Source organism: Flavobacterium aestuarii (assembly GCF_040049115.1).
Classification (GTDB): domain Bacteria; phylum Bacteroidota; class Bacteroidia; order Flavobacteriales; family Flavobacteriaceae; genus Flavobacterium; species Flavobacterium aestuarii.
The window spans coordinates 38,254-58,342 of record NZ_JBDLZZ010000018.1 but is presented as its reverse complement, the minus strand read 5'-3'; the positions used below and the strand labels follow the sequence as shown (position 1 = coordinate 58,342).

Here is a 20,089-nt window from a genome sequence, read left to right as displayed (position 1 = left end):
ATTATATAATAAAATGAAAAAAATACATGTTGGGTTTTTATTGTCTTATGATTATGAAAAATTGAAGCTCTCAATACCTTCAGTATATCGCTCAGCAGATAGAATTTTTATTGCAGAGGATATAAATAAAAACACATGGACAGGCAATAAATTTAGTGTAGATGAGGAATTTTATAAATGGTTAGAAAAATTCGATACTGATAATAAGATTGAAATATATAGAGATAATTTTTATATACCTCATTTGACAGGTATTCAGAACGATACAAGAGAACGGCACTTATTGTCTCAAAAAATGGGTATTGGGAATTGGCTGATACAAGTTGATAGTGACGAGTATTTTTTAGATTTCGACAGCTTTGTAACTCAGCTTCGAAAGTATGATTCATACTTAGATAATCCGAAAAAAACACCGATTCAGATTTCTGGTTTTCATGTTGATATATATAAATATTTAGACGAAGGACTGCTTTATGTAAAAGATACCTGCAAAGTTCTGGTTGCAACCAATTATCCAAATTATAAATTGGCAAGACAATCAAGAGAAAGAGTTATTTATGTGAATTCATTGATATTTCATGAATCATTAGCGAGAACCGAAAAAGAACTTGAGTTTAAGTTAAAAAATTGGGGGCATAGTCATGAGCTAAATGATGAGTTTATGAGTAAATGGAAAAAAGCTAATAAAGATAATTATAATGAAATAAAGGATGTTTTCTATTTAAATCCAAAACAATGGAGCAGTATTGGATATATTAAAACAAAAAACATCGATGAGTTAAAAAATCATCTTAACGAAATTGAAATACAAAAAATAACAGCATTTTTTATTTTTTCAAAAAACTTTGGGCAATGGTTTAAGCATTTGTTTAAAAAGAAAAAATCGGCTGAATTTGAAAAATATTTTTAAATATTGCTTTTATAAAATAGATTCAAAATTCTGTATTTAAAACAATAGTGATCTGTATATTTCCAGATATTCCTTGGAGGATTTATCCCAATTAAAGTAATCCGCTCTATCGTATAACTTTGATTCCATTAAGCTTTTATTATTTTCAAAATGGTTTAATCCTTCGATTAATGTATTTTTCATGTAATCTGGGTCAAAATTGTCCCAATAGTATGCAGCATCAGAACCTATTTCGGGCAAAGAGCTGAGAGTCGATAAAAATACAGGTTTTTTAAATTTCATTGCCTCAATAGGAGGCAGCCCAAAACCTTCTCGTATGGAAGGAAACAGAAAAGCTGAACAGTTTTTCAGATAATATTGTTTCTGCTCATTGCTTACTTTTCCAGTTAAAAAAACCTGATTTTCCAGTTTAAGAGAAACAATTAATTTTTTGATTTTTTCACCGTATGCTTTATTATTGTTTCCAGAAATAATCAGGTTGAAATCTTTTAAATTTACCATCATTGCTATAATGGCTTCAAAGTTTTTTCTTTCAATAAAATCGCCAATTGAATAAAAGAAAGGCTTGTCTGTATGAAACGGATTTGTACAGGACGAGATATCTAAGAAATTAAATATTGGATTGCCATTATAAATTACCCTTTCTTCAATATCGGGGATGTCAAAATACTGGTGTGTCTGTTTTTTTGCATACTCCGAAATATAAGTGATTTTATCCGCACGTTTCAGTTTTTCTGTAAACAGTTTGTTTCTTTTGTGGTTATATTCAGACGATATTTCTTCAAAAAAATTAACATCGTGAATGGTTAAAACGTATTTTGATGGATAATATGGCTCAATTTTGGTGTTTTGATTCAAAGAATGCCATAAGTCATATTTATTTCGGGTATAAAATGTTTTATATCTTTGAATGGAAAGATATTGTTTGTATTTGAACTTTTCTCCAAATATTTTTTTAAACTTTAAAACATTTCCAGCTAGTAAATTTATTTCTAAATCATCTGTATTTTGATGTGATAATGCACTTATTAAATCAAAATTGAATGTGCCTAAACCCGTTGCAAGATTATTGAGATTATGTGATTCCAGAAAAATTTTTTTTGCTTGCATGTTTTATTATTTAGGTGTAAAGTTAAATCATTTTTTAACCTTAAAAAGTATATTTTTGTAGAAATATAAATTTAAAATATATGATTTCAAAATTTGAAGCTTCTTTTTTGAATAAACCGCAAGAAATTAAAAATCTTATAAATAAATTCTCTAATTCAGGTTCCATTTTTATAGAGGGCAAAAGAAATGTCATCAAATTATTTGAGTTTGAGGGGATGACCATAAATGTAAAATCATTCAAGATTCCAAATTTGATTAATAAGATTGCATATAGATATTTTAGAAAGTCTAAAGCAAGGCGTTCTTTTGAATATGCAACTCGTTTATTGGAAAATGGAATAGGAACCCCACAGCCCATTGCATATCTTGAAAATTACAGCTGGCTGGGATTAAATGACAGTTATTATGCCTGTGAGCATCTTCAGTGTGATTTAACTTTCAGGGAATTATTAGAAAGGGCAGATTATCCAGATCATGAAAATATATTGAGACAGTTTACCCGTTTTTCGTATGGACTGCATCAAAAAGGAATTGAATTTAAGGATCATTCTCCAGGAAATACATTAATTAAAAAGAATGCTGACGGTCATTATGATTTCTTTTTGGTTGATTTAAACAGAATGAATTTTCATGAAAAAATGTCATTTGATTTGAGGATGAAAAATCTCTGCAGATTAACACCTGTAAAAGATATGGTAAAAGTAATGAGTAATGAATATGCAAAAATATCAGGTGAGCCAGAGGATTTGATATTTGAAACTCTTTGGGAAAAAACTGCTAAATTTCAAGAAAAATTCTATAGAAAGAAAAGATTGAAAAAGAAACTTAAGTTTTGGAAATAAGATCCTGATCTTGTTTCCATAGTTTTTTTAATTCTCTGTAACGGATTACAATACAATAAGCATTCAGATAGCAAATAAAGATTCCTTTTTTGCCATCAAGAAACCCCAGCCTGATAAAATAATTGTATAAAAAATTATAGCTTGGATGCAGTAATTGAAGTATAAAACTGGGTTTTGCTTTTTTTAGAAATTTTTCCTGAGCTTTAAATTTGCCATAGAAAATAATTTTTTCTTTATAATCATGGTAACTGGAATAGGAGTAGTGAATCAGTTTGTTTTTTAATGAACCAATTTTGCCATCGACGATTAGTTTCTCGTGTACCAGTCTTTTTTCATCATATCGCGCTGATTTTTTGTCAAAAAGCCGAAATATTTTGTCTGTCTGGTTACCACTGTATTTTAAAACAGAATTCTCAAACATAAAAATTCTTTCAAAGAAATAGGCTGAATAGGTTTTGTTATTTTGTAAAGTTTCAATGATTTCCTGTTTTAATTCAGGTGTCAGAACTTCATCTGCATCCAGAAAAAGTATCCAGTCATTTTTTGCCTGCGAAATGGCGAAATTTCTTTGTACTGAAAAATTTTCGAATTTGTTTTGTATAAACTTTACTTTCGGGAAAGATTTTGCAATAATTTCTGTTCGATCAGTACTAAACGAATCTACAATCACTATTTCATCAGCAAAACTCAAATCGGATAATAAGGCTTTTAAATGTTTTTCTTCATTTAAAGTTATAATCAATACTGACAATTTTTGGGCATTGCTATTTGTCATAAGTTAATCTTTGATAGTTTGCAGCTCTTCGGCTTAGCCAGGTTTGTTCTTTTATAGCGTTAAAATAATAGAAACAAAGATTTTTGAGGATGTATCTGTTTGTTCTTAATTTTAAACTAGAAAACAAAAATAAACTTAAAAGCGATAGAAATGTTTTTTCTGCAATGATAAAGATTATCAAAAGTATATGCGCAAATGTTTTTGATAATGGTTTAAAATTATTGTTTACGTATACATGTTTTGAAATGATAACTTCAGTTTTACTGATATGTTCTGTTTCAAAATCGTGTCTTGAGGAACCACCATGTTCATGTAAAATAGTTGTGTTTCTAGTCACGGCAATTTTGCCTTTTTTCTGGCTTATTTTTCTGCAGATTTCGACATCTTCAAAGTAGAGCCAATAGTCTTCGTTCCAGCCATTCACTCTATTGAACCAATCTTTGCTTATAAAAATCACGGCTCCTGTTACCCAGTCAGGATAAAATAATTCTTCTTTGGCGTTGAAAATTATCTCTATTCTTTTTTTTATTATTTTCCTGTGAAAGAACCGGCTTGTTCCAAAAATCTGTACAAGTGATGGGAAAATATTTTTTTGATTAAAGAAACGGTTTTTTTTATCAACCTGTAAGCAGGATAATATCCCGATATCGGAATGATTATGATATGTTGTATAAAGTGTGTTAAGCGTTTCGGGCGAAATTATAGTGTCAGGATTCAGAAATAAAAAATAATTCCCTTTTGCTTCTTTAGCACCTAAATTACATCCATTTGCAAAACCGGAATTAGTTGTGTTTCTGATGAAAATAAAATCTTTAAATTCATTTTGAAACAAATCGAATTTTCCGTCATTCGAAAAATTATCGACAATGATTACTTCAAAATTTATTTTTGTTTTATCTATTGATAATAAGGATTCGAGACAGTTATGTAATGGCTTCCAACTTCGGTAGTTGACTATTATAATTGAAACGTCCATTAATATAATGAGATAAGTTTTTGATGAATTTGATTATGTAAATTACAATGCTGATATGCTGACGGTATTGTTAATTGTTATTTATGAAAAAGTCAATTTTGTCCTTGAACAATTCAGGCGGAAGCAGCTGATACAAGGAGGCTGAATTTTTCTTTATTTCGCTATGATTAATTTCGTCACTAAAGAGCTCAGGCCTGAAATCTTTTAAATGTACTGATATATATCTTAATCCATCTTCAAAAGTTGCCCAGATTTTCTTTTCAACAAAAGGTGAAAAAATGGTGAATGCAGGCTTGTTTAATGCTTTTGCCATATTGATTGCTCCTCCATCATTTCCAATAATCAAATCGCATTGATTCATTATGGCTATGAATGATCTTAAATCTTTGCCAAATAAATCAAAATGTATTTTTTCCTGAGTTTCTTTGGAGCAGGAGTTATAAATTATTTTAGCGTCTTCAATTTGACTTTCAAAGTAATTAAAAAGTATGTTTACGTCTTTATGGCTGGCAGCATATTCAACAATTTTTGTCATGTATTCCAAGGGATATGTTTTGTTTTTTTCACTTCCCAGCAAACTGATCATTATTGTTTTTCTGTCCCTGTTTATATTGTGTTTTTCAAAAAGAGAAATGGTTTTTTCATTTTCTTCAGCACTTATGAATAATTTAGGATAGGGATCTATTTTGTTTTTATCTAATTTTAATGGTTCCAGTAATAAAAGCCTATTGTCAATAGCAAATCCATATTTTGGAGTTTCGGTATTTTCAAAGCGCTTTAAATTGTGGGTGTAAAATAATGAGGTGTACCATTTGTGATATGCTATTTTGATATTGGAACCTGCAAACATTGTAATTAAATTTGTTTCTAATTTATTGTAAACATCAATTACAACATCGTATTTTTTTGCTCTGATTTTAAAAATAAACTTAAAAAGAGAAAAATAATTTTTTCTGGTTTTATGAGATAATGGAATTACGTTATCAATATATGGATTTCCTATCAGTACATCAACACTATTGGTATAACACATGTAATCAATTGTATACAGCGGAAATTGTTTTTTTAAATTATTACATATTATTGTGCTTGTAAGTACGTCACCAATTCTTTTTTGTTGAATAACTAAAATTCTCATATTTAATAAACTTAATTTGAGTGCTAAAATACAAAGTATTTATAGATATTTGCGGAAGCTGGATTATAAATGGAGCAATCTAGCAGAAAAAACTATATTTTTGTGTAAGCAAAATAAAAGATTACAATGGCAATAAGTGGTTTAGTTATTACTTTCAATGAGGAAAAAATGATAGGAAAGTGTATTGATGCACTTTTCAGGGTTTGTGATGAAGTAATTATAGTCGATTCATTAAGTAAAGACCGAACGGTTGAAATAGCTAAAGCAAAAGGAGCTATTGTCATTGAACAGCCTTTTCTGGGCGATGGTCCACAGCGCTCTCATGGATTGCCTTTCTGTAAAAATGACTGGATTCTCAATTTGGATGCCGATGAATTTTTAGACAAGGATGCTGAGGATTATATTTTAAAAAAAGAATATTTAAAAGGTAATTTTGACGGATTAAGTTTTAGGGTCAAGAATTTTCTGGGAGATAAATTAATAGACTTTTCGGGCTGGTATCCAGATCATAAAGTGCGTTTTTTTAATAAAAAAACAGCCAGGCCATCAGATTCTATGGTGCATCAGACTATTGTAACTACCAATGAAAAAAATGTTCCAGTTCATATTCTGCATTATGGCTGGGATTCATTTGATCAGATTATAGCAAAGAAAAATCAATACTCAGGCTGGCATGCACAACAGCTTTTTGATGAAGGAGTAAGGATAAGTGCCTATAAGCCATTGCTTAATGGAACTGTAGCATTTGTTCGCTGTTATTTCTTCAAAAAAGGTTTTTTAAATGGATTGGACGGATTGACAATTGCTATGATTCAAGCTTTTTTTTCGTATATGAAATATGCCAAGCTGATTAAAATACAAAAGAAAAACCGTTCTTGATTATTCGAAGATTCTCACCAGCATTAATCGAAATAAAAAAGCCATTTAAATTGAATGAAATCAATCTAAATGGCTTTTTTGTTTATTATTCTGTGTGTTTAAAGAGTTAAAGCATTATTTGTTACTCTTTCATAGAAAGTCTGTATGTATGCTTTTATAAAGTTTGACATTTGATCCGTTCTTTTGGGATCTTTGTTTAACAGATTGTCTTTTAGATAAACATCTTTTTTCCAGTTGTATAAACCAATTGGCTGATTATTGGCAAAAGCCAGATAATAATCATCCCGAATATAATGGTAAGTACCTTGAAGATAATAGACCACAAAATTTTCTTTTGATTTATAACTTTTGCCAAAACTTACCATCTCTGTTTTGATGTTCAGGTAGTCCAAAATACTTGGCATAATATCAATCTGCTGGAAATTATTTTCATTAACGCCAACAAATTTAGGATCCGACGGGTCAAAAAATAAGATTGGAATACTGAATAACCCAATGTTTGTTCTGTCGAGCTCTCGGTCTCCTTCAGAAGAGGTGTGATCTGAGGATATAACAAAAAGTGTATTCTTGTACCAGCTTTGTCTGGAAGCTGTTTTAAAAAATTGACGCAGCGAAAAATCAGTATAGCCAATGCATTCCTGTATAACTGTAGTGCCTTTAGGAAATTTTCCAGTATATTTTTCTGGTATTTTATAAGGGTTATGAGAGGAGATTGTAAATATTGAACTGAAAAAAGGCTGTTTGAAACTGGTTAGTTTATTGCAGAAAAACTGCATAAAATCTTCGTCATAAATGCCCCATTTCCCATCAAAAGCTTCCTTTCCTACATATTCATCTTTGCCATAATAATTGTCAAAACCAGCTATTTTTGCATATTGGTCAAAATTTTGACTGCCGTTAAAAGCGCCATGAAAAAATGATGTATTGTAACCTTCCTTTTTTAAAATTACTGGAAGACCATGTATTTTGTTTAAAGAAAAACTAGAAGAAATAAAAGAGTTATTCATTAAGCTTGGTATACTTGACAGTATCGAAGGAACTGCATCTATAGAAGCTTTTCCGTTAGCAAATCCATTTTTAAAATAATACGATTTTGTTATCAATGAGTCCAAAAAAGGAGTACAGCCTCTGCCAACATTTTCGTCACCAAAACTTTCTAAAATGATAACCACTACATTTTTTTTTATTTTTGGCTGACTTGGATTCAAGCTTATTTTCGGAGAATATATTGAGGCAAGTTCATTTTCTTTAAAATAATTTACTTTGTCGATATCTTCTTTTTTTGCAATTGTTTTCAGGATACAGAATGGTGTATTTAGTATCAATGCCGAATTTCCTAGTTCTCCATAAACGACTGCATCAACAATTTTGATTGGTTTTTTTCGGAATCCTCCTCGAGATGTAAGCAGTCCAGCGGCAATTGCAAGAATGAGTATAGTGTATTGTTTTATTAAAATATTTTTTGTCAGATTTTCAATTGGGCTTTTTTGTTTAAAATCAGCAAGCAATTTCCAAAACAGGAAGCTAAATATTAGAAATGCCACGCCAATGTACCAGAACTCTCTCAGAAAAGAAGGAATCAGCCCTATGGCTTCCCGTTCCATTCCCTTGGCAGTAATCATGCTGAAAGTACTTCTTTTGCCTGTAAACTTATAATAGATTGTATCAATAAAATTGGTTGCAATGAATAGAAGGTTTACTGTGTAAAAAGATATTTTTAGCCATTTTTGATAGCTGTCTTTGTATTTGAAATTACCAGGGAGCAAATGAGCAATTACAAATATGATATTCAAATAGGCAATTGCTGCAAAATCAAATAAAAGACCGCCTTTAAAAGTTTTTAGATTAAAAGTATGGAAAGCAGAAGTGTTCATGTAGAAAAAGAATACTCTGGATGCCTGGTATATTAATACAACTAATAATAAGCGTTTTAGCAGAACGATGCTAATGTTTTTGTAATTGTTCATTTATAATTGTCTTTAGATTTAGAGCTGGGCTAAGGCTTTGTGTCTGGCAGTAAATGACCAGTGGAAATGGTTTTGTAAATTAATGTCAGATCTGGATGATTTTTGTATTATAACAGATAATATTTAACGACAAATTCCAATTGACAATTCAATTGGAATTTGGTTTTATTTATTTTTTTAAAATTTAAACCGCTACATCATATTCGCGAAGAGCATTGTTTAATGATGTTTTCAAATCAGTTGAAGGTTTACGCGTACCAATGATTAAGGCACAAGGAACTTGAAATTCGCCAGCAGCAAACTTTTTAGTATAACTTCCAGGAATTACCACCGAGCGAGCAGGTACAAAACCTTTCATTTCAACAGGAGTTTCTCCGGTAACATCAATGATTTTAGTTGAAGCAGTCAAACATACATTCGCTCCAAGAACAGCTTCTTTGCCTACGTGAACGCCTTCAACAACGATACATCTAGATCCAACGAATACACCGTCTTCAATGATAACCGGTGCAGCCTGCAATGGCTCTAAAACACCGCCGATTCCAACACCGCCGCTCAAGTGAACGTCTTTACCAATCTGAGCACAGCTTCCAACAGTTGCCCAAGTATCAACCATTGTTCCAGCATCAACATAAGCACCAATGTTTACATAACTTGGCATCATAATTACACCGCTTGAAATGTAAGCGCCGTAACGGGCAGAAGCTCCAGGAACTACACGAACTCCTTTTGCAGCATAGTCTCTTTTCAATAACATTTTGTCATTGTATTCGAAGATTCCAGCTTCCCACGTTTCCATTTTTTGAATAGGGAAGTACATTACAACAGCTTTCTTAACCCATTCGTTTACCTGCCATCCGTTACCTTTTGGTTCGGCAACACGTAATTTTCCTGAGTCCAATAATTCAATAACTTCTCTGATAGCATCAGTAGTTTTTGTTTCCTGAAGTAAAGCACGGTTTTCCCAAGCTTGTTCTATAATTGATTGTAATTCGTTCATTTTTGATAAAATTTTTGGCAAATATACCATTTTTAACCAATAGCAAAAAAGGGAAATGGAGTGAAAATGTTATATATTTGTAGTTCAAATAATAGTATTATGGAAACGATTCGATTAGAATTTCAGCCCAAAATTAAAGCGAAAATCTTGGAGTTATTGAGTTCATTCTCTTCTGATGAATTGAACATAATTCAGGAAGATGAAAATTTTGATGAAAACAAGAAAAAACTTAATACTGCTTACGCTAAACTCAAAAGCGGTACAACAAAATTTTATTCTATAGATGAAGTAGATGCAATACTTGAAGAAACAATTTCTAAGTATGAGGATTAGACTTCAAGAAGATTTTTTGTTTGAATTAAATAACCAAGTTCATTATATTTCTAAAGATAAGCCGATTGCTGCGAGAAAGTTTAAAACTGACTTGTTGAAAAATATCAAGAAAGATTTAGTAAGACCATTTCATTTTAAAAAATCAATTTATTTTGACGATGAAAATATAAGAGATTATATTTTTAAAGGTTATGTAGTTGTTTATGAGGTGGATATTGAGAAGAAGATAGTTTCTGTTTTCGGTTTCATAAAATACAAAGAGACATTATAAAATGCCAAGAATACTATCCATAGATTACGGACAAAAACGAACAGGAATCGCTGTTACCGATGAATTTCAGATTATTGCGTCTGGACTTACAACCATTCCTTCTGAAACTGCAATTGCTTTTTTGAAAGACTATTTTTCCAAGGAAAAGGTAGAAGCAGTTCTTATCGGTGAGCCCAAGCAGATGAACGGTGACCCTTCGCAGAGTGCTTCAATAATAAAGGGGTTTGTAACTCATTTTACCAATCATTTTCCTGATATGAAAGTCATCCGGGTTGATGAGCGTTTTACTTCAAAAATGGCTTTTCAGACAATGATAGACAGCGGACTTAATAAAAAACAGCGCCAAAATAAGGCACTTATTGATGAGATTTCGGCAACTATTATGCTTCAGGATTATTTAAACCAAAAATAATACAATTAATATAACAAACGGCTGTTTCGTTTTGGTGTTTTGTAACTGAAAAATAATTTTTTTTTGTGATTTTTAGAGCTAATTTTGCAACTTCTTAAAAAAATACAAAAATGTCCGATACAACAATACGATCCAATTCAGATGTAGTTTTAATTGGAGCAGGAATTATGAGTGCTACACTAGGTGTGATTTTAAAAGAGCTGCAGCCTGATTTAAAGATTGATATTTACGAAAGATTGGATGTCGCAGCAGCCGAAAGTTCGGATGCATGGAATAATGCAGGAACTGGCCATTCGGCTTTTTGTGAACTCAATTATACTCCAGAAGGTCCTGACGGAAAAATAAATCCCAACAAAGCAATCAGTATTGCTGAACAATATGAAGTTTCCAGACAGTTTTGGTCTTATTTAGTTCAGAAAGGAAAATTGACTGCTCCAGAAGACTTTATAAAAAGTATTCCTCATATCAGTTTTGTCTGGGGTGATGCTAATGTTGCTTTTCTAAAAAATAGATTTGAAGTTTTGCAGTCCAATCCTCTTTTTGCCGAAATGATTTTTAGTACTGATGCTTCCGAATTGCAAAAATGGATGCCTTTAGTAATGGAGGGCAGAAATCCAGATGAAAAAGTAGCTGCAACTTCAATGAAAATTGGTACCGATGTAAATTTTGGAACTTTGACACGCAACATGCTGGCTTATTTGACAAAACTCGATAATGTTACGATACATTATAGTCATGAGGTTAAGAAGCTAAAGCAGAGAGATGACAAAACCTGGAGAATAAAAATTACAGATCTGGTTTCTAATGAAAAGAAAAAAGTATATACTAAATTCGTATTTATTGGCGCTGGCGGAGGTTCATTGCCTTTGTTAGAAAAAGCAAATGTACCCGAAGGAAAAGGATATGGAGGTTTCCCAGTCAGCGGTCAATGGCTAAAATGTACCAATCCCGAAGTAATAGCAAAACATCAGGCAAAAGTATATGGAAAAGCGAGTGTTGGTGCACCGCCAATGTCTGTTCCTCATGTTGATACCCGAATGATTGATGGAGAAAGAGCATTGCTTTTTGGTCCGTTTGCAGGATTTTCAACCCGATTTTTAAAAAATGGATCCTACTCTGACTTGCCGTTGTCTATAAAACCAGATAATGTAATCCCTATGATTGTTGCTGGGTATAAAAATATTCCGCTTACTAAATATCTGATTGAACAGGTTCGTCAGTCTCCAAAAGACCGAATTAAGGCACTGCGTGAATATGTTCCTGGTGCAAGAACCAAAGACTGGAAACTGGAAAGAGCCGGACAGCGCGTTCAGGTTATCAAAAGAGACGAGGAGTTAATTGGGAAATTAGAATTTGGTACCGAAATTATCAATACAAATGATGGAACTCTAGCAGTTTTATTAGGAGCTTCGCCTGGAGCTTCTACAGCAGTTTCTATTATGGTTGAGCTGGTAAGCAAATGTTTCCCGGAGCAGTTTAATTCTCCAGAATGGCAGGAAAAAGTGAAAGCGATGATTCCTTCTTTTGGGCAGGCTTTAAATGAAAACCCGGAATTATTGGCAAGCCTAAGAAATAAAACGGCAGAAGTTTTAAAATTGAATTAAAATCTGCGGGCTTTTTATAGTACATTGCATAAAACAATCAATGACAGCTGTTGGATTCAAATGAAACTAAAGCTGTCATTTCTTTATAGATCCTCCATTAGTTTTTTGGTATTTTTTAGAATTCCTTCGGATAAATTGGTGAGCCAGATTAATTGTTCTATAACCAATTGGGCTTCCTGCATTTTTAACGCAAAAGCTTTTTCGTCTATTTCATTTCTTTCTTTTAATTCATTCTTGCGGATATTTTTCAATTCGGTAAATCGATTGGCCAGTTCTTCTTTGGTAATTTCATTGGGGTCAACAACTGTTTCTTTTTTTAAATAAGTAATTGACTGATCTAGATTTTTAAGGACTTTTTCTACCACAATTGTCAATGCTCGTGAGGATGGAGTAGTTTTGTGTGATTGGGTATAAGTTCCTAATGAAGCTGTCGATGAAAGCAGGGAATGATTAAGTTCGGTCAATTTATAAAGCAATAGCATATTCTTTTGTTTTGACTTCGGTTCCTGCGACATCCTTTGGAATGAAGCCATAAGATTGCCAATTTCGATAAAAGCATTTTTTCTTGCCAGCCGATAGGAAGTAGGAACTTCGCCTTTTTTGGTGTAATAAGTAAAAATTTCTTTTAAATAATCTCTATTTGCAATAATCGATTTTTCCAAGTATTGCGGTGCTTTAATATATTCCCAAGACGGCCATAAAAAATGATTGGCAAAATAAGCAATAGAGGCTCCCGTTAATGTGTCAATTACCCTGAACTGAATTACATAAAGGTAATCTGTTGTTAATATACCGTAGATGCATACAATATACATGGTTACAAAAGTGGCACTCACTGTATAATTGGTCTGAGCAAACGCAAAACCAAGAAACATGCAAAGGATTGCTAAGATACTTAATAACAGATGGTTTGGTAATAGTGATAAAATACTGAATGCTATTATACCACCCACGACCGTTCCTATAGCTCGCTGTATGGATCGCTGTTTAGTAAGTCCATAACCAGGTCTCATAATAATGATGATTGTCATCAAAATCCAATACACATTTTGAAAAGGAAGAATTTTGCCTGCTATTCCTCCCAGAATAATCGCAACAGTCAATCGGAGGGAATGCCTGAAAATTGTCGATGAAAAACTGATATTCTGAATCAGGGTACTTATTGGATAGTATTGGGGAGTCAAAAATTTCTCTAAATCCTTGTCTTTTCCTTTAAAGTCATAATTATTTGCTACTGATGTAAAAGCGCGCTCAATGATTTTGATTTTTTCGATCTGTTTCTCGGCATATTCCAGCATAGTCTTTAGCATTAAAACACCTTCCGAAGCTTCAGCTTTTCCCAATTCATTTTCATATACAGTTATAGCATTTTCCAAAGCCGATAAATGTTCACGCAATGTGTGTTCAGGAATATAGTTTGTTCTTTTTACAATGTTTTTGGATAACTGTTTTAATGTTGAAGCCAAATTATAAGCAAGGCTTTGATAAGTAGCAAGGGTTTTTGGATGTTTTTCAAATTTCTGATGTAATTTATTGTGGTCAAAAGAGGTCGATAGTGCAAGCTCTAATATTTCTAACAATGAAATAAATACAATCAGCATTTTTCTATTTTGATGGGAAGAAACGGCGCTGATTTGTTTCCCAATAAGCACTCTTCGGATGTTATGATGTATGTCGTTGAGCTCCACCTGAAGATGCAGTTGTTTTTCGAGGATTGCTTTTCTGTTGGCTGTGCTATTCCATAAATCTCCCCTCAATTTAAGATATTTGGCTGTTAATTTGATGCAATCTGCGACTTGCAATTCGGCATAGCGATACGGTTTTATATAGTGAAACAATAATGAAATAAGCAGATAAAACAATCCGCCCGCAAGTATTAAGCCAGAGTATTGGATCATTTCCCATCCGGTATGCATGTGTGCAAAAGATAATGATGCCGATAGTAATGCCGAAAACGAAGTGAATGTAGCCCTTTGGCCATATACTGAAAGCATTGCCAAAATGAATATCAGCATAGGGAAAAGAGGATAAAAAACAAAAGGCAGCGGATAAGTCAGATTGATTAATAAATTGACCCCGGCAACCAAAAACGCAGTGACAATGATTCCGTTTATTTTATGTTTTAAACTGCTTGGAATATCAGATGGATAAGTCAGGAAAGTTCCCAGTGCAATAGTGAAACCTATTTCAAAATGATTGAGATAAGTACAGATTAATACTGGAATCACTGCCGATATAGTTGCTTTTAGAGCATTGGTAAAATAAGTGCTGTCAGTGAATTTTTCTATTTTGTCAATCATCTAATTTGATTTTATACAAAGCTGAGCGGCAAAGGCTTTGTACTGTTTTATTTAATCTATCTAATGTGATAATACAAAAATATGCTAATTATTATAGAGAGATAAGTCATTATCTATTTTTTTACTACTTTTGCGACCTTAATTATATGGTTTTTTTCCCTTTATTTAAGCTAGACATTAACAAAAAACAAATCAAATGATATTACCAATTATAGGATATGGTGATCCTGTTTTACGAAAAGTAGGAGAGGAATTGACTCCAGATTATCCAAATTTGAAAGAGATAATTGCAAACATGTACGAAACCATGTATAATGCAAGTGGTGTTGGCCTCGCAGCTGAGCAAGTTGGTTTGTCATTGCGATTGTTTGTTATCGATACGACTCCGTTTAGTGATGATGATGACCTGGAAGATAAGGAGCAAAAAAAGTTAAATGGATTCAAAAAGACTTTTATCAATGCCAAAATAATAAAAGAAGAAGGTGAAGAATGGGCTTTTAATGAAGGCTGTTTGAGTATTCCTGATGTTCGCGAAGATGTTTACAGAAAGCCAACCGTTACTATTGAATACTGCGAAGAAGATTTTGTTATGAAGACAGAAGTTTTTGATGGTTTAATTGCAAGGGTTATTCAGCACGAATACGATCATATAGAGGGAATTTTATTTACCGATAAAATTTCATCTTTGAAGAAACGTTTGATTCAAAAGAAATTAAAAAATATTACCGAAGGGAAAACATTTCAGGATTACAGAATGAAGTTTTTTGCCAAAAAAGGGAGATAATTTTAGGTAAGCAGTGTTCAGTTTTTAGTATTCAGTTAAAAAATAAATAAAATAAAAATGAGTTTAGAGAAAATATTATCGATTTCAGGAAAGCCGGGTTTATATGTTTTAAAAATACAGACACGTACAGGCTTTGTTGCTGAATCATTATTGGACGGAAAAAAAATCACGGTAAGTTTAAAAAGCAATGTAAGTTTATTGTCTGAAATTTCTATTTATACTTACGATGCCGAAAAACCTTTGGCAGAAATCATGCAGAATATTGCTAAAAAAGAAAACGGTGGACAGACAATTTCTCATAAAGAAGACAATGCAGCCTTGTTGGCTTATTTTAGAGAAGTATTACCAGAGTATGATGAAGAAAGAGTGTACGCATCTGATGTAAAAAAAATCGTAAGCTGGTACAATACACTTCAGGCAAAAGGATTATTGGTTGATGAAGCTCCAGCTGCGGCAGCCGAAGAAACTCCTCCAGCAGCTGCAGAAGCAGTTGAGGAAAAACCAAAAACTCCCGCCAAAAAAGCCCCAGCAAAGAAAGCTTCAGCTAAGAAGGAATAATAAAAGTCCTTGGTAAATAGCAATTGGCTTTTAGTCAATGCTAATTGTAAATTACTAATCACTAAAATATAATCCTGTCAAGATGATTTCCTGACAGGATTTCTTATTTTTACAAAAAAACAAAAGCCTGATGAATACTAGACAAAAGCAGCTGCAAGCCTTCGAACGATTATTAGATATTATGGATGATCTGCGTGAAAAATGTCCTTGGGACAAGAAACAGACCATGCAGACCCTTCGTCATTTGACTATCGAAGAAACTTACGAATTGGGTGATGCAATCTTGGATAATGATTTAGGTGAAGTAAAAAAGGAACTTGGAGATTTATTGCTGCATATTGTTTTTTATGCCAAAATAGGCAGTGAAACAAACGATTTTGATATGGCTGATGTGTGTAATGATATCTGCGAAAAACTCATTCACAGACATCCGCATATTTACAGTGATGCTGTGGTTAAAGATGAGGAAGAAGTAAAGCAGAATTGGGAAAAATTAAAGCTGAAAGAAGGCAAAAAATCAGTTCTTGAAGGTGTTCCAAGAAGCTTGCCGGCACTTGTAAAAGCCAGCCGGATTCAGGATAAAGTAAAAGGTGTGGGGTTTGATTGGGATGAACCGCATCAGGTTTGGGACAAGGTACAGGAGGAATTACAAGAATTGCAAGACGAGGTTGCTGTTGGAGATCAAGATAAAATGGAATCCGAGTTTGGAGATGTTTTATTCTCGATGATCAATTATGCACGATTTTTAAAGATAAATCCCGAAGATGCCCTGGAACGAACCAATAAAAAATTCATCAAGCGTTTTCAATATTTAGAAAGCAAAGCTGATGAATCAGGAAAACCTTTAATGGATATGTCACTTGCCGAAATGGATGTTTTCTGGAATGAAGCGAAGAAGCTTTAATATAATATTCAGTATTCAGATTGCAGATTTTGTAATTGGAAAGCAGAATTTTCAGATGTTCAGTCATATCTGCATCGCACAATCTTTGTCAGCTGAACACTGAAATCTGACTACTGTTAACTTTCTTTAATCGGCAATTTTTTTCAGCTTATTGATGTCTTTCAGAACAATTTTTTTCCCAACAAGTTCAATTAAATCCAATTTTTTAAAATCAGATAATAATCGGATACAGCTTTCGGTTGCGGTGCCGATCATGCTGGCTAATTCATCTCTGGAGAGTTGAATTTTCAAGGTTTTGTCGGTATTGGTTCCAAAAGTTTCATGCAGATAAATCAGGGTTTCGGCTAATCTTTCCTTTACCGATTTCTGAGCCATATTGACCATATGATCATCTGCTGATCTTAAATCGCCACAAATTGTTTTCATAACATTCATTGAAAACTGATTGTTTTTGTCGAAGAAATTCAATATTTCATTTTTGGGGATGAAACAAACCTGCATATCTTCTAATGCTATGGCACTCAAATTAGCGGGTTCATCACTAATCATAGAACGCTGACCTAGTAATTCTCCTTTTGCAACTAATTTTACAATATGATCTTTTCCGTTGGGACTTAATTTTGTTAGTTTACAAACTCCGTCTTTAATACAGAATATACCATTTACATTATCTCCTTCTTCAAAAATATTTTCTCCTTTTTTGATGGTTTTAGAGGTTTTACATTCAGAGATTCTTATAAGCTCATCTTTGTTTAGCGCTTTCAAAGAACTAAATTCCCTAACGATACATTGTTCACATTTACTCATAATGAAATAGGATTTTCGTTTGCAAAGTTATACATTTATATGATAATTATCATTGTTTTTAACATAATGAATTGACTATTTTTGCATGCTCAAATTAAAGCCTGTTTATGAGTAATAATAACTGTTTCCATTGTGGTTTAGATATCGTAAAAGAGGATAAAATTGTCTTCGATCAAAAAGATTTTTGCTGCAATGGATGTAAAACTGTTTACGAAATTTTCAGCCTTAATGACATGACCTGTTATTATGATTTCGAAAAATCTCCTGGTGCCACTCCACAGGATATTAATGGCAAGTATGATTTTTTAGACAATGAAAGTATAGTTTCAAAACTATTGGAATTTCAGGAAGATTCAACTGCAATTATTTCGCTTAGTATTCCGCATATACATTGCAGTTCCTGTATTTGGATTTTAGAAAATTTACAGCGTCTTCAAAAAGGAATAAATACTTCTCAGGTCAATTTTCCCGAAAAGAAAGTCCGAATCAATTACAATCCAGAGATTGTTACACTAAAAAGTATCGTTCATTTATTAAGTTCTATCGGGTATGAACCTTATATCAGTTTAGAAAATTATGAAACCGGCAAGAACAATGTTGATAGAAGCCTGACCTATAAACTGGGTGTTGCATTCTTTTGTTTTGGAAATATAATGCTGCTTTCTTTCCCTGAATATTTTGAGGTAAAGGAATATTGGCTGGATAATTACAAGCCATTTTTCCGATGGTTAATTTTTGCTTTATCGCTGCCATCTTTCTTCTATTCGGCAAGCGGTTATTATGTTTCGGCATATAAAAGCATAAAATCCAAAATGCTGAATATTGATATTCCAATTGCCTTGGGTATTGTCGTGATGTTTATCCGTAGTACATTTGATATAGTAATGGATTACGGTTCGGGTTTTTTCGACAGTCTTACAAGTTTGATATTTTTTATGTTATTGGGGAAAATGTTTCAAATCAAAACCTACAGTTTTTTGAGTTTTGAAAGAGATTTTAAATCTTATTTTCCAATTGCCATTACCAAAATAAATAGTGACAGCAGCGAGGAAAGCATTCCTGTTTATGAAATTGAAAAAGGAAATCGTTTACTGATTCGCAATCAGGAGTTAATCCCTGTGGATGGAATTTTAATATCGGATAAAGCCGAAATTGATTATAGTTTTGTAACAGGCGAAGCCATTCCGATCACCAAAAAATCGGGTGATAAGGTTTTTGCCGGAGGAAAGCAAATTGGGAAAGTGATCGAAATGGAAGTTTTGCACACTGTTTCTCAAAGTTACCTGACCCAATTGTGGAGCAACGATGTTTTTCAGAAAAGAGTGGAGCAAAAACATAAAACTATTACCGACAGTATCAGCCGTTATTTTACGCCAATTCTTTTATTGATTGCATTTGCTGGATTTGGTTATTGGATATTTATTGATGCCAATACTGCTTTCAATGTTTTTACAGCTGTTTTAATAGTGGCGTGTCCCTGTGCATTGGCACTGACCGCTCCTTTTACCATGGGCAACATGTTGCGGATTTTTGGCAATAAATATTTTTATCTCAAAAATGCTTTGGTAATTGAACAATTGGCCAAAGTAGATACAATTGTTTTTGATAAAACAGGAACAATAACTACCAATATGAAATCGAATATTTCGTACCAAGGCAAAGAGTTTAATGAAGATAATGCTATGATTATTAAAAGTGTTCTTCGTGCTTCCAACCATCCTTTGAGCCGTATGCTGTATGATTTTTTGCCTGAAACCAAGAGATTAAAGCTGGATTCATTCGAAGAAATTACAGGAAAAGGTATTCTGGCAGAAATAAACGGAGTTTCTGTACAAATGGGTTCAGCAGATTTTGTTAATGAGGCTGTGAAGGATCAGGCCCAGCAGACAGCTATTCATATAAAAATAGGTGGGAAATATTTTGGAAAATATATTTTCAATAATGAGTACAGAGAAGGCCTTTCTGAATTATTCGGCAAATTGAGTACTCAATATCAGGTAAAAGTTTTATCTGGAGATAATGAAGGTGAACGTAGTTTATTGGAATCTATTTTACCAAGTGGTACCGAAATGATTTTCAATCAAAAACCCGAACAGAAACTTGAATTTATAAAAGCTTTGCAAGTGCAGGGAAAAAATGTAATGATGGTAGGTGATGGACTTAATGATGCTGGTGCTTTGGCGCAAAGCAACGTTGGGATATCTATTTCTGAGAATGTAAATGTTTTTTCGCCAGCATGTGATGCGATTTTGGATGCAAGAGAATTTAAAAAACTGCACTATTTTTTAAAATTGTCCAAAAAAGCTATTACTACAATAAAAATCAGCTTTGGTCTGTCGCTTTTATATAATGTCGTAGGATTGTCTTTTGCAGTTACAGGAAACCTTTTGCCATTAGTAGCGGCCATCATTATGCCTTTGAGTACAATTACGATAGTTAGTTTTGTGACTGTAATGAGTAATTTTTACGCTAAAAAAATTGTATAGCACGTTACATAAATTATTTATTTTTTTTTCATA

19 protein-coding genes are annotated in these 20,089 nt (G+C 32.8%); 11 read left to right on the top strand and 8 right to left on the bottom strand.

Annotated features, from left to right (window positions below):
* The first annotated feature begins 13 nt into the window (after positions 1–13).
* Positions 14–910, top strand: coding sequence for a hypothetical protein (locus ABEG11_RS16350; RefSeq protein ID WP_348825253.1), 897 nt, complete (start codon positions 14–16; stop codon positions 908–910).
* Positions 911–946: 36 nt separating this feature from the next.
* Here the strand turns inward: ABEG11_RS16350 and ABEG11_RS16345 are convergent, their stop codons facing one another.
* On the bottom strand, positions 947–2,020 hold the full coding sequence (locus tag ABEG11_RS16345) for a glycosyltransferase family 4 protein (RefSeq protein ID WP_348825252.1): 1,074 nt from the start codon (positions 2,018–2,020) through the stop codon (positions 947–949).
* 80 nt (positions 2,021–2,100) lie between these two features.
* Here ABEG11_RS16345 and ABEG11_RS16340 point away from each other — a divergent pair, with 80 nt between their 5' ends.
* The gene (locus tag ABEG11_RS16340) at positions 2,101–2,862 is read left to right on the top strand and encodes a lipopolysaccharide kinase InaA family protein (protein WP_348825251.1); all 762 of its coding nucleotides are present in this window, start codon (positions 2,101–2,103) and stop codon (positions 2,860–2,862) included.
* On the opposite strand, the gene ABEG11_RS16335 is transcribed toward ABEG11_RS16340, so the two are convergent.
* The 3 genes from ABEG11_RS16335 to ABEG11_RS16325 form a co-directional block, all read right to left on the bottom strand.
* Entirely contained in the window at positions 2,846–3,637 is a 792-nt protein-coding gene (locus ABEG11_RS16335; protein ID WP_348825250.1) for a glycosyltransferase family 2 protein, read from the bottom strand. The two genes, ABEG11_RS16340 and ABEG11_RS16335, sit on opposite strands and share 17 nt — an antisense overlap.
* A complete protein-coding gene (locus ABEG11_RS16330; RefSeq protein WP_348825249.1) occupies positions 3,627–4,613 on the bottom strand; it encodes a glycosyltransferase family 2 protein in 987 nt (328 codons plus the stop codon). Before ABEG11_RS16330 ends, ABEG11_RS16335 begins: the two co-directional genes overlap by 11 nt.
* A gap of 70 nt (positions 4,614–4,683) precedes the next feature.
* On the bottom strand, positions 4,684–5,751 hold the full coding sequence (locus ABEG11_RS16325) for a glycosyltransferase family 9 protein (RefSeq protein ID WP_348825248.1): 1,068 nt from the start codon (positions 5,749–5,751) through the stop codon (positions 4,684–4,686).
* Positions 5,752–5,877: 126 nt separating this feature from the next.
* On the opposite strand from ABEG11_RS16325, the gene ABEG11_RS16320 reads away from it, so the two are divergent.
* Positions 5,878–6,630, top strand: a complete 753-nt coding sequence (locus ABEG11_RS16320; protein ID WP_348825247.1) for a glycosyltransferase family 2 protein — start codon at positions 5,878–5,880, stop codon at positions 6,628–6,630.
* A 98-nt stretch (positions 6,631–6,728) separates the two neighbouring features.
* Here the strand turns inward: ABEG11_RS16320 and ABEG11_RS16315 are convergent, their stop codons facing one another.
* Both ABEG11_RS16315 and ABEG11_RS16310 read right to left on the bottom strand, forming a co-directional pair.
* The gene (locus ABEG11_RS16315) at positions 6,729–8,597 is read right to left on the bottom strand and encodes an LTA synthase family protein (RefSeq protein WP_348825246.1); all 1,869 of its coding nucleotides are present in this window, start codon (positions 8,595–8,597) and stop codon (positions 6,729–6,731) included.
* A gap of 184 nt (positions 8,598–8,781) precedes the next feature.
* Positions 8,782–9,597, bottom strand: a complete 816-nt coding sequence (locus tag ABEG11_RS16310) for a 2,3,4,5-tetrahydropyridine-2,6-dicarboxylate N-succinyltransferase (protein WP_348825245.1) — start codon at positions 9,595–9,597, stop codon at positions 8,782–8,784.
* Between the two features lie 99 nt (positions 9,598–9,696).
* Between ABEG11_RS16310 and ABEG11_RS16305 the strand changes: the two genes are divergently transcribed.
* From ABEG11_RS16305 to ABEG11_RS16290, 4 genes are all read left to right on the top strand, one after another.
* Complete coding sequence (locus ABEG11_RS16305) at positions 9,697–9,930, top strand: hypothetical protein (protein ID WP_348825244.1); 234 nt, start codon at positions 9,697–9,699, stop codon at positions 9,928–9,930.
* Positions 9,920–10,201, top strand: a complete 282-nt coding sequence (locus tag ABEG11_RS16300; RefSeq protein WP_348825243.1) for a type II toxin-antitoxin system RelE/ParE family toxin — start codon at positions 9,920–9,922, stop codon at positions 10,199–10,201. Before ABEG11_RS16305 ends, ABEG11_RS16300 begins: the two co-directional genes overlap by 11 nt.
* Before the next feature lies 1 nt (position 10,202).
* Positions 10,203–10,613, top strand: a complete 411-nt coding sequence (gene ruvX, locus ABEG11_RS16295; RefSeq protein WP_348825242.1) for a Holliday junction resolvase RuvX — start codon at positions 10,203–10,205, stop codon at positions 10,611–10,613.
* Between the two features lie 110 nt (positions 10,614–10,723).
* Positions 10,724–12,217, top strand: a complete 1,494-nt coding sequence (locus ABEG11_RS16290; protein WP_348825241.1) for a malate:quinone oxidoreductase — start codon at positions 10,724–10,726, stop codon at positions 12,215–12,217.
* 83 nt (positions 12,218–12,300) lie between these two features.
* Here ABEG11_RS16290 and ABEG11_RS16285 read toward each other — a convergent pair whose 3' ends face one another.
* Positions 12,301–14,517, bottom strand: coding sequence for an FUSC family protein (locus ABEG11_RS16285; protein ID WP_348825240.1), 2,217 nt, complete (start codon positions 14,515–14,517; stop codon positions 12,301–12,303).
* 196 nt (positions 14,518–14,713) lie between these two features.
* Here ABEG11_RS16285 and def point away from each other — a divergent pair, with 196 nt between their 5' ends.
* The 3 genes from def (at position 14,714) to mazG (ending at position 16,763) form a co-directional block, all read left to right on the top strand.
* Positions 14,714–15,301 carry a peptide deformylase gene (gene def, locus ABEG11_RS16280; RefSeq protein WP_348825239.1) on the top strand — a complete coding sequence of 196 codons (588 nt, stop codon included), beginning with the start codon at positions 14,714–14,716 and terminating at the stop codon, positions 15,299–15,301.
* A gap of 57 nt (positions 15,302–15,358) precedes the next feature.
* Positions 15,359–15,859: a DUF5606 family protein gene (locus tag ABEG11_RS16275; RefSeq protein WP_348825238.1), complete on the top strand. Its 501-nt coding sequence runs from the start codon at positions 15,359–15,361 to the stop codon at positions 15,857–15,859.
* Positions 15,860–15,989: 130 nt separating this feature from the next.
* Positions 15,990–16,763 (top strand): nucleoside triphosphate pyrophosphohydrolase, encoded by a 774-nt coding sequence (gene mazG / locus ABEG11_RS16270; RefSeq protein ID WP_348825237.1) that lies wholly within the window; start codon positions 15,990–15,992, stop codon positions 16,761–16,763.
* 126 nt (positions 16,764–16,889) lie between these two features.
* On the opposite strand, the gene ABEG11_RS16265 is transcribed toward mazG, so the two are convergent.
* On the bottom strand, positions 16,890–17,570 hold the full coding sequence (locus ABEG11_RS16265) for a Crp/Fnr family transcriptional regulator (protein WP_348825236.1): 681 nt from the start codon (positions 17,568–17,570) through the stop codon (positions 16,890–16,892).
* A 107-nt stretch (positions 17,571–17,677) separates the two neighbouring features.
* On the opposite strand from ABEG11_RS16265, the gene ABEG11_RS16260 reads away from it, so the two are divergent.
* Complete coding sequence (locus ABEG11_RS16260) at positions 17,678–20,056, top strand: heavy metal translocating P-type ATPase (protein WP_348825235.1); 2,379 nt, start codon at positions 17,678–17,680, stop codon at positions 20,054–20,056.
* Positions 20,057–20,089: the final 33 nt, after the last annotated feature.

Bases quoted from the DNA above. Each gene is read 5' to 3' on its own strand.
- ABEG11_RS16350 (WP_348825253.1), top strand. From the start codon at position 14: ATGAAAAAAATACATGTTGGGTTTTTATTGTCTTATGATTATGAAAAA.
- ABEG11_RS16345 (WP_348825252.1), bottom strand. From the start codon at position 2,020: ATGCAAGCAAAAAAAATTTTTCTGGAATCACATAATCTCAATAATCTT.
- ABEG11_RS16340 (WP_348825251.1), top strand. From the start codon at position 2,101: ATGATTTCAAAATTTGAAGCTTCTTTTTTGAATAAACCGCAAGAAATT.
- ABEG11_RS16335 (WP_348825250.1), bottom strand. From the start codon at position 3,637: ATGACAAATAGCAATGCCCAAAAATTGTCAGTATTGATTATAACTTTA.
- ABEG11_RS16330 (WP_348825249.1), bottom strand. From the start codon at position 4,613: ATGGACGTTTCAATTATAATAGTCAACTACCGAAGTTGGAAGCCATTA.
- ABEG11_RS16325 (WP_348825248.1), bottom strand. From the start codon at position 5,751: ATGAGAATTTTAGTTATTCAACAAAAAAGAATTGGTGACGTACTTACA.
- ABEG11_RS16320 (WP_348825247.1), top strand. From the start codon at position 5,878: ATGGCAATAAGTGGTTTAGTTATTACTTTCAATGAGGAAAAAATGATA.
- ABEG11_RS16315 (WP_348825246.1), bottom strand. From the start codon at position 8,597: ATGAACAATTACAAAAACATTAGCATCGTTCTGCTAAAACGCTTATTA.
- ABEG11_RS16310 (WP_348825245.1), bottom strand. From the start codon at position 9,597: ATGAACGAATTACAATCAATTATAGAACAAGCTTGGGAAAACCGTGCT.
- ABEG11_RS16305 (WP_348825244.1), top strand. From the start codon at position 9,697: ATGGAAACGATTCGATTAGAATTTCAGCCCAAAATTAAAGCGAAAATC.
- ABEG11_RS16300 (WP_348825243.1), top strand. From the start codon at position 9,920: ATGAGGATTAGACTTCAAGAAGATTTTTTGTTTGAATTAAATAACCAA.
- ruvX (WP_348825242.1), top strand. From the start codon at position 10,203: ATGCCAAGAATACTATCCATAGATTACGGACAAAAACGAACAGGAATC.
- ABEG11_RS16290 (WP_348825241.1), top strand. From the start codon at position 10,724: ATGTCCGATACAACAATACGATCCAATTCAGATGTAGTTTTAATTGGA.
- ABEG11_RS16285 (WP_348825240.1), bottom strand. From the start codon at position 14,517: ATGATTGACAAAATAGAAAAATTCACTGACAGCACTTATTTTACCAAT.
- def (WP_348825239.1), top strand. From the start codon at position 14,714: ATGATATTACCAATTATAGGATATGGTGATCCTGTTTTACGAAAAGTA.
- ABEG11_RS16275 (WP_348825238.1), top strand. From the start codon at position 15,359: ATGAGTTTAGAGAAAATATTATCGATTTCAGGAAAGCCGGGTTTATAT.
- mazG (WP_348825237.1), top strand. From the start codon at position 15,990: ATGAATACTAGACAAAAGCAGCTGCAAGCCTTCGAACGATTATTAGAT.
- ABEG11_RS16265 (WP_348825236.1), bottom strand. From the start codon at position 17,570: ATGAGTAAATGTGAACAATGTATCGTTAGGGAATTTAGTTCTTTGAAA.
- ABEG11_RS16260 (WP_348825235.1), top strand. From the start codon at position 17,678: ATGAGTAATAATAACTGTTTCCATTGTGGTTTAGATATCGTAAAAGAG.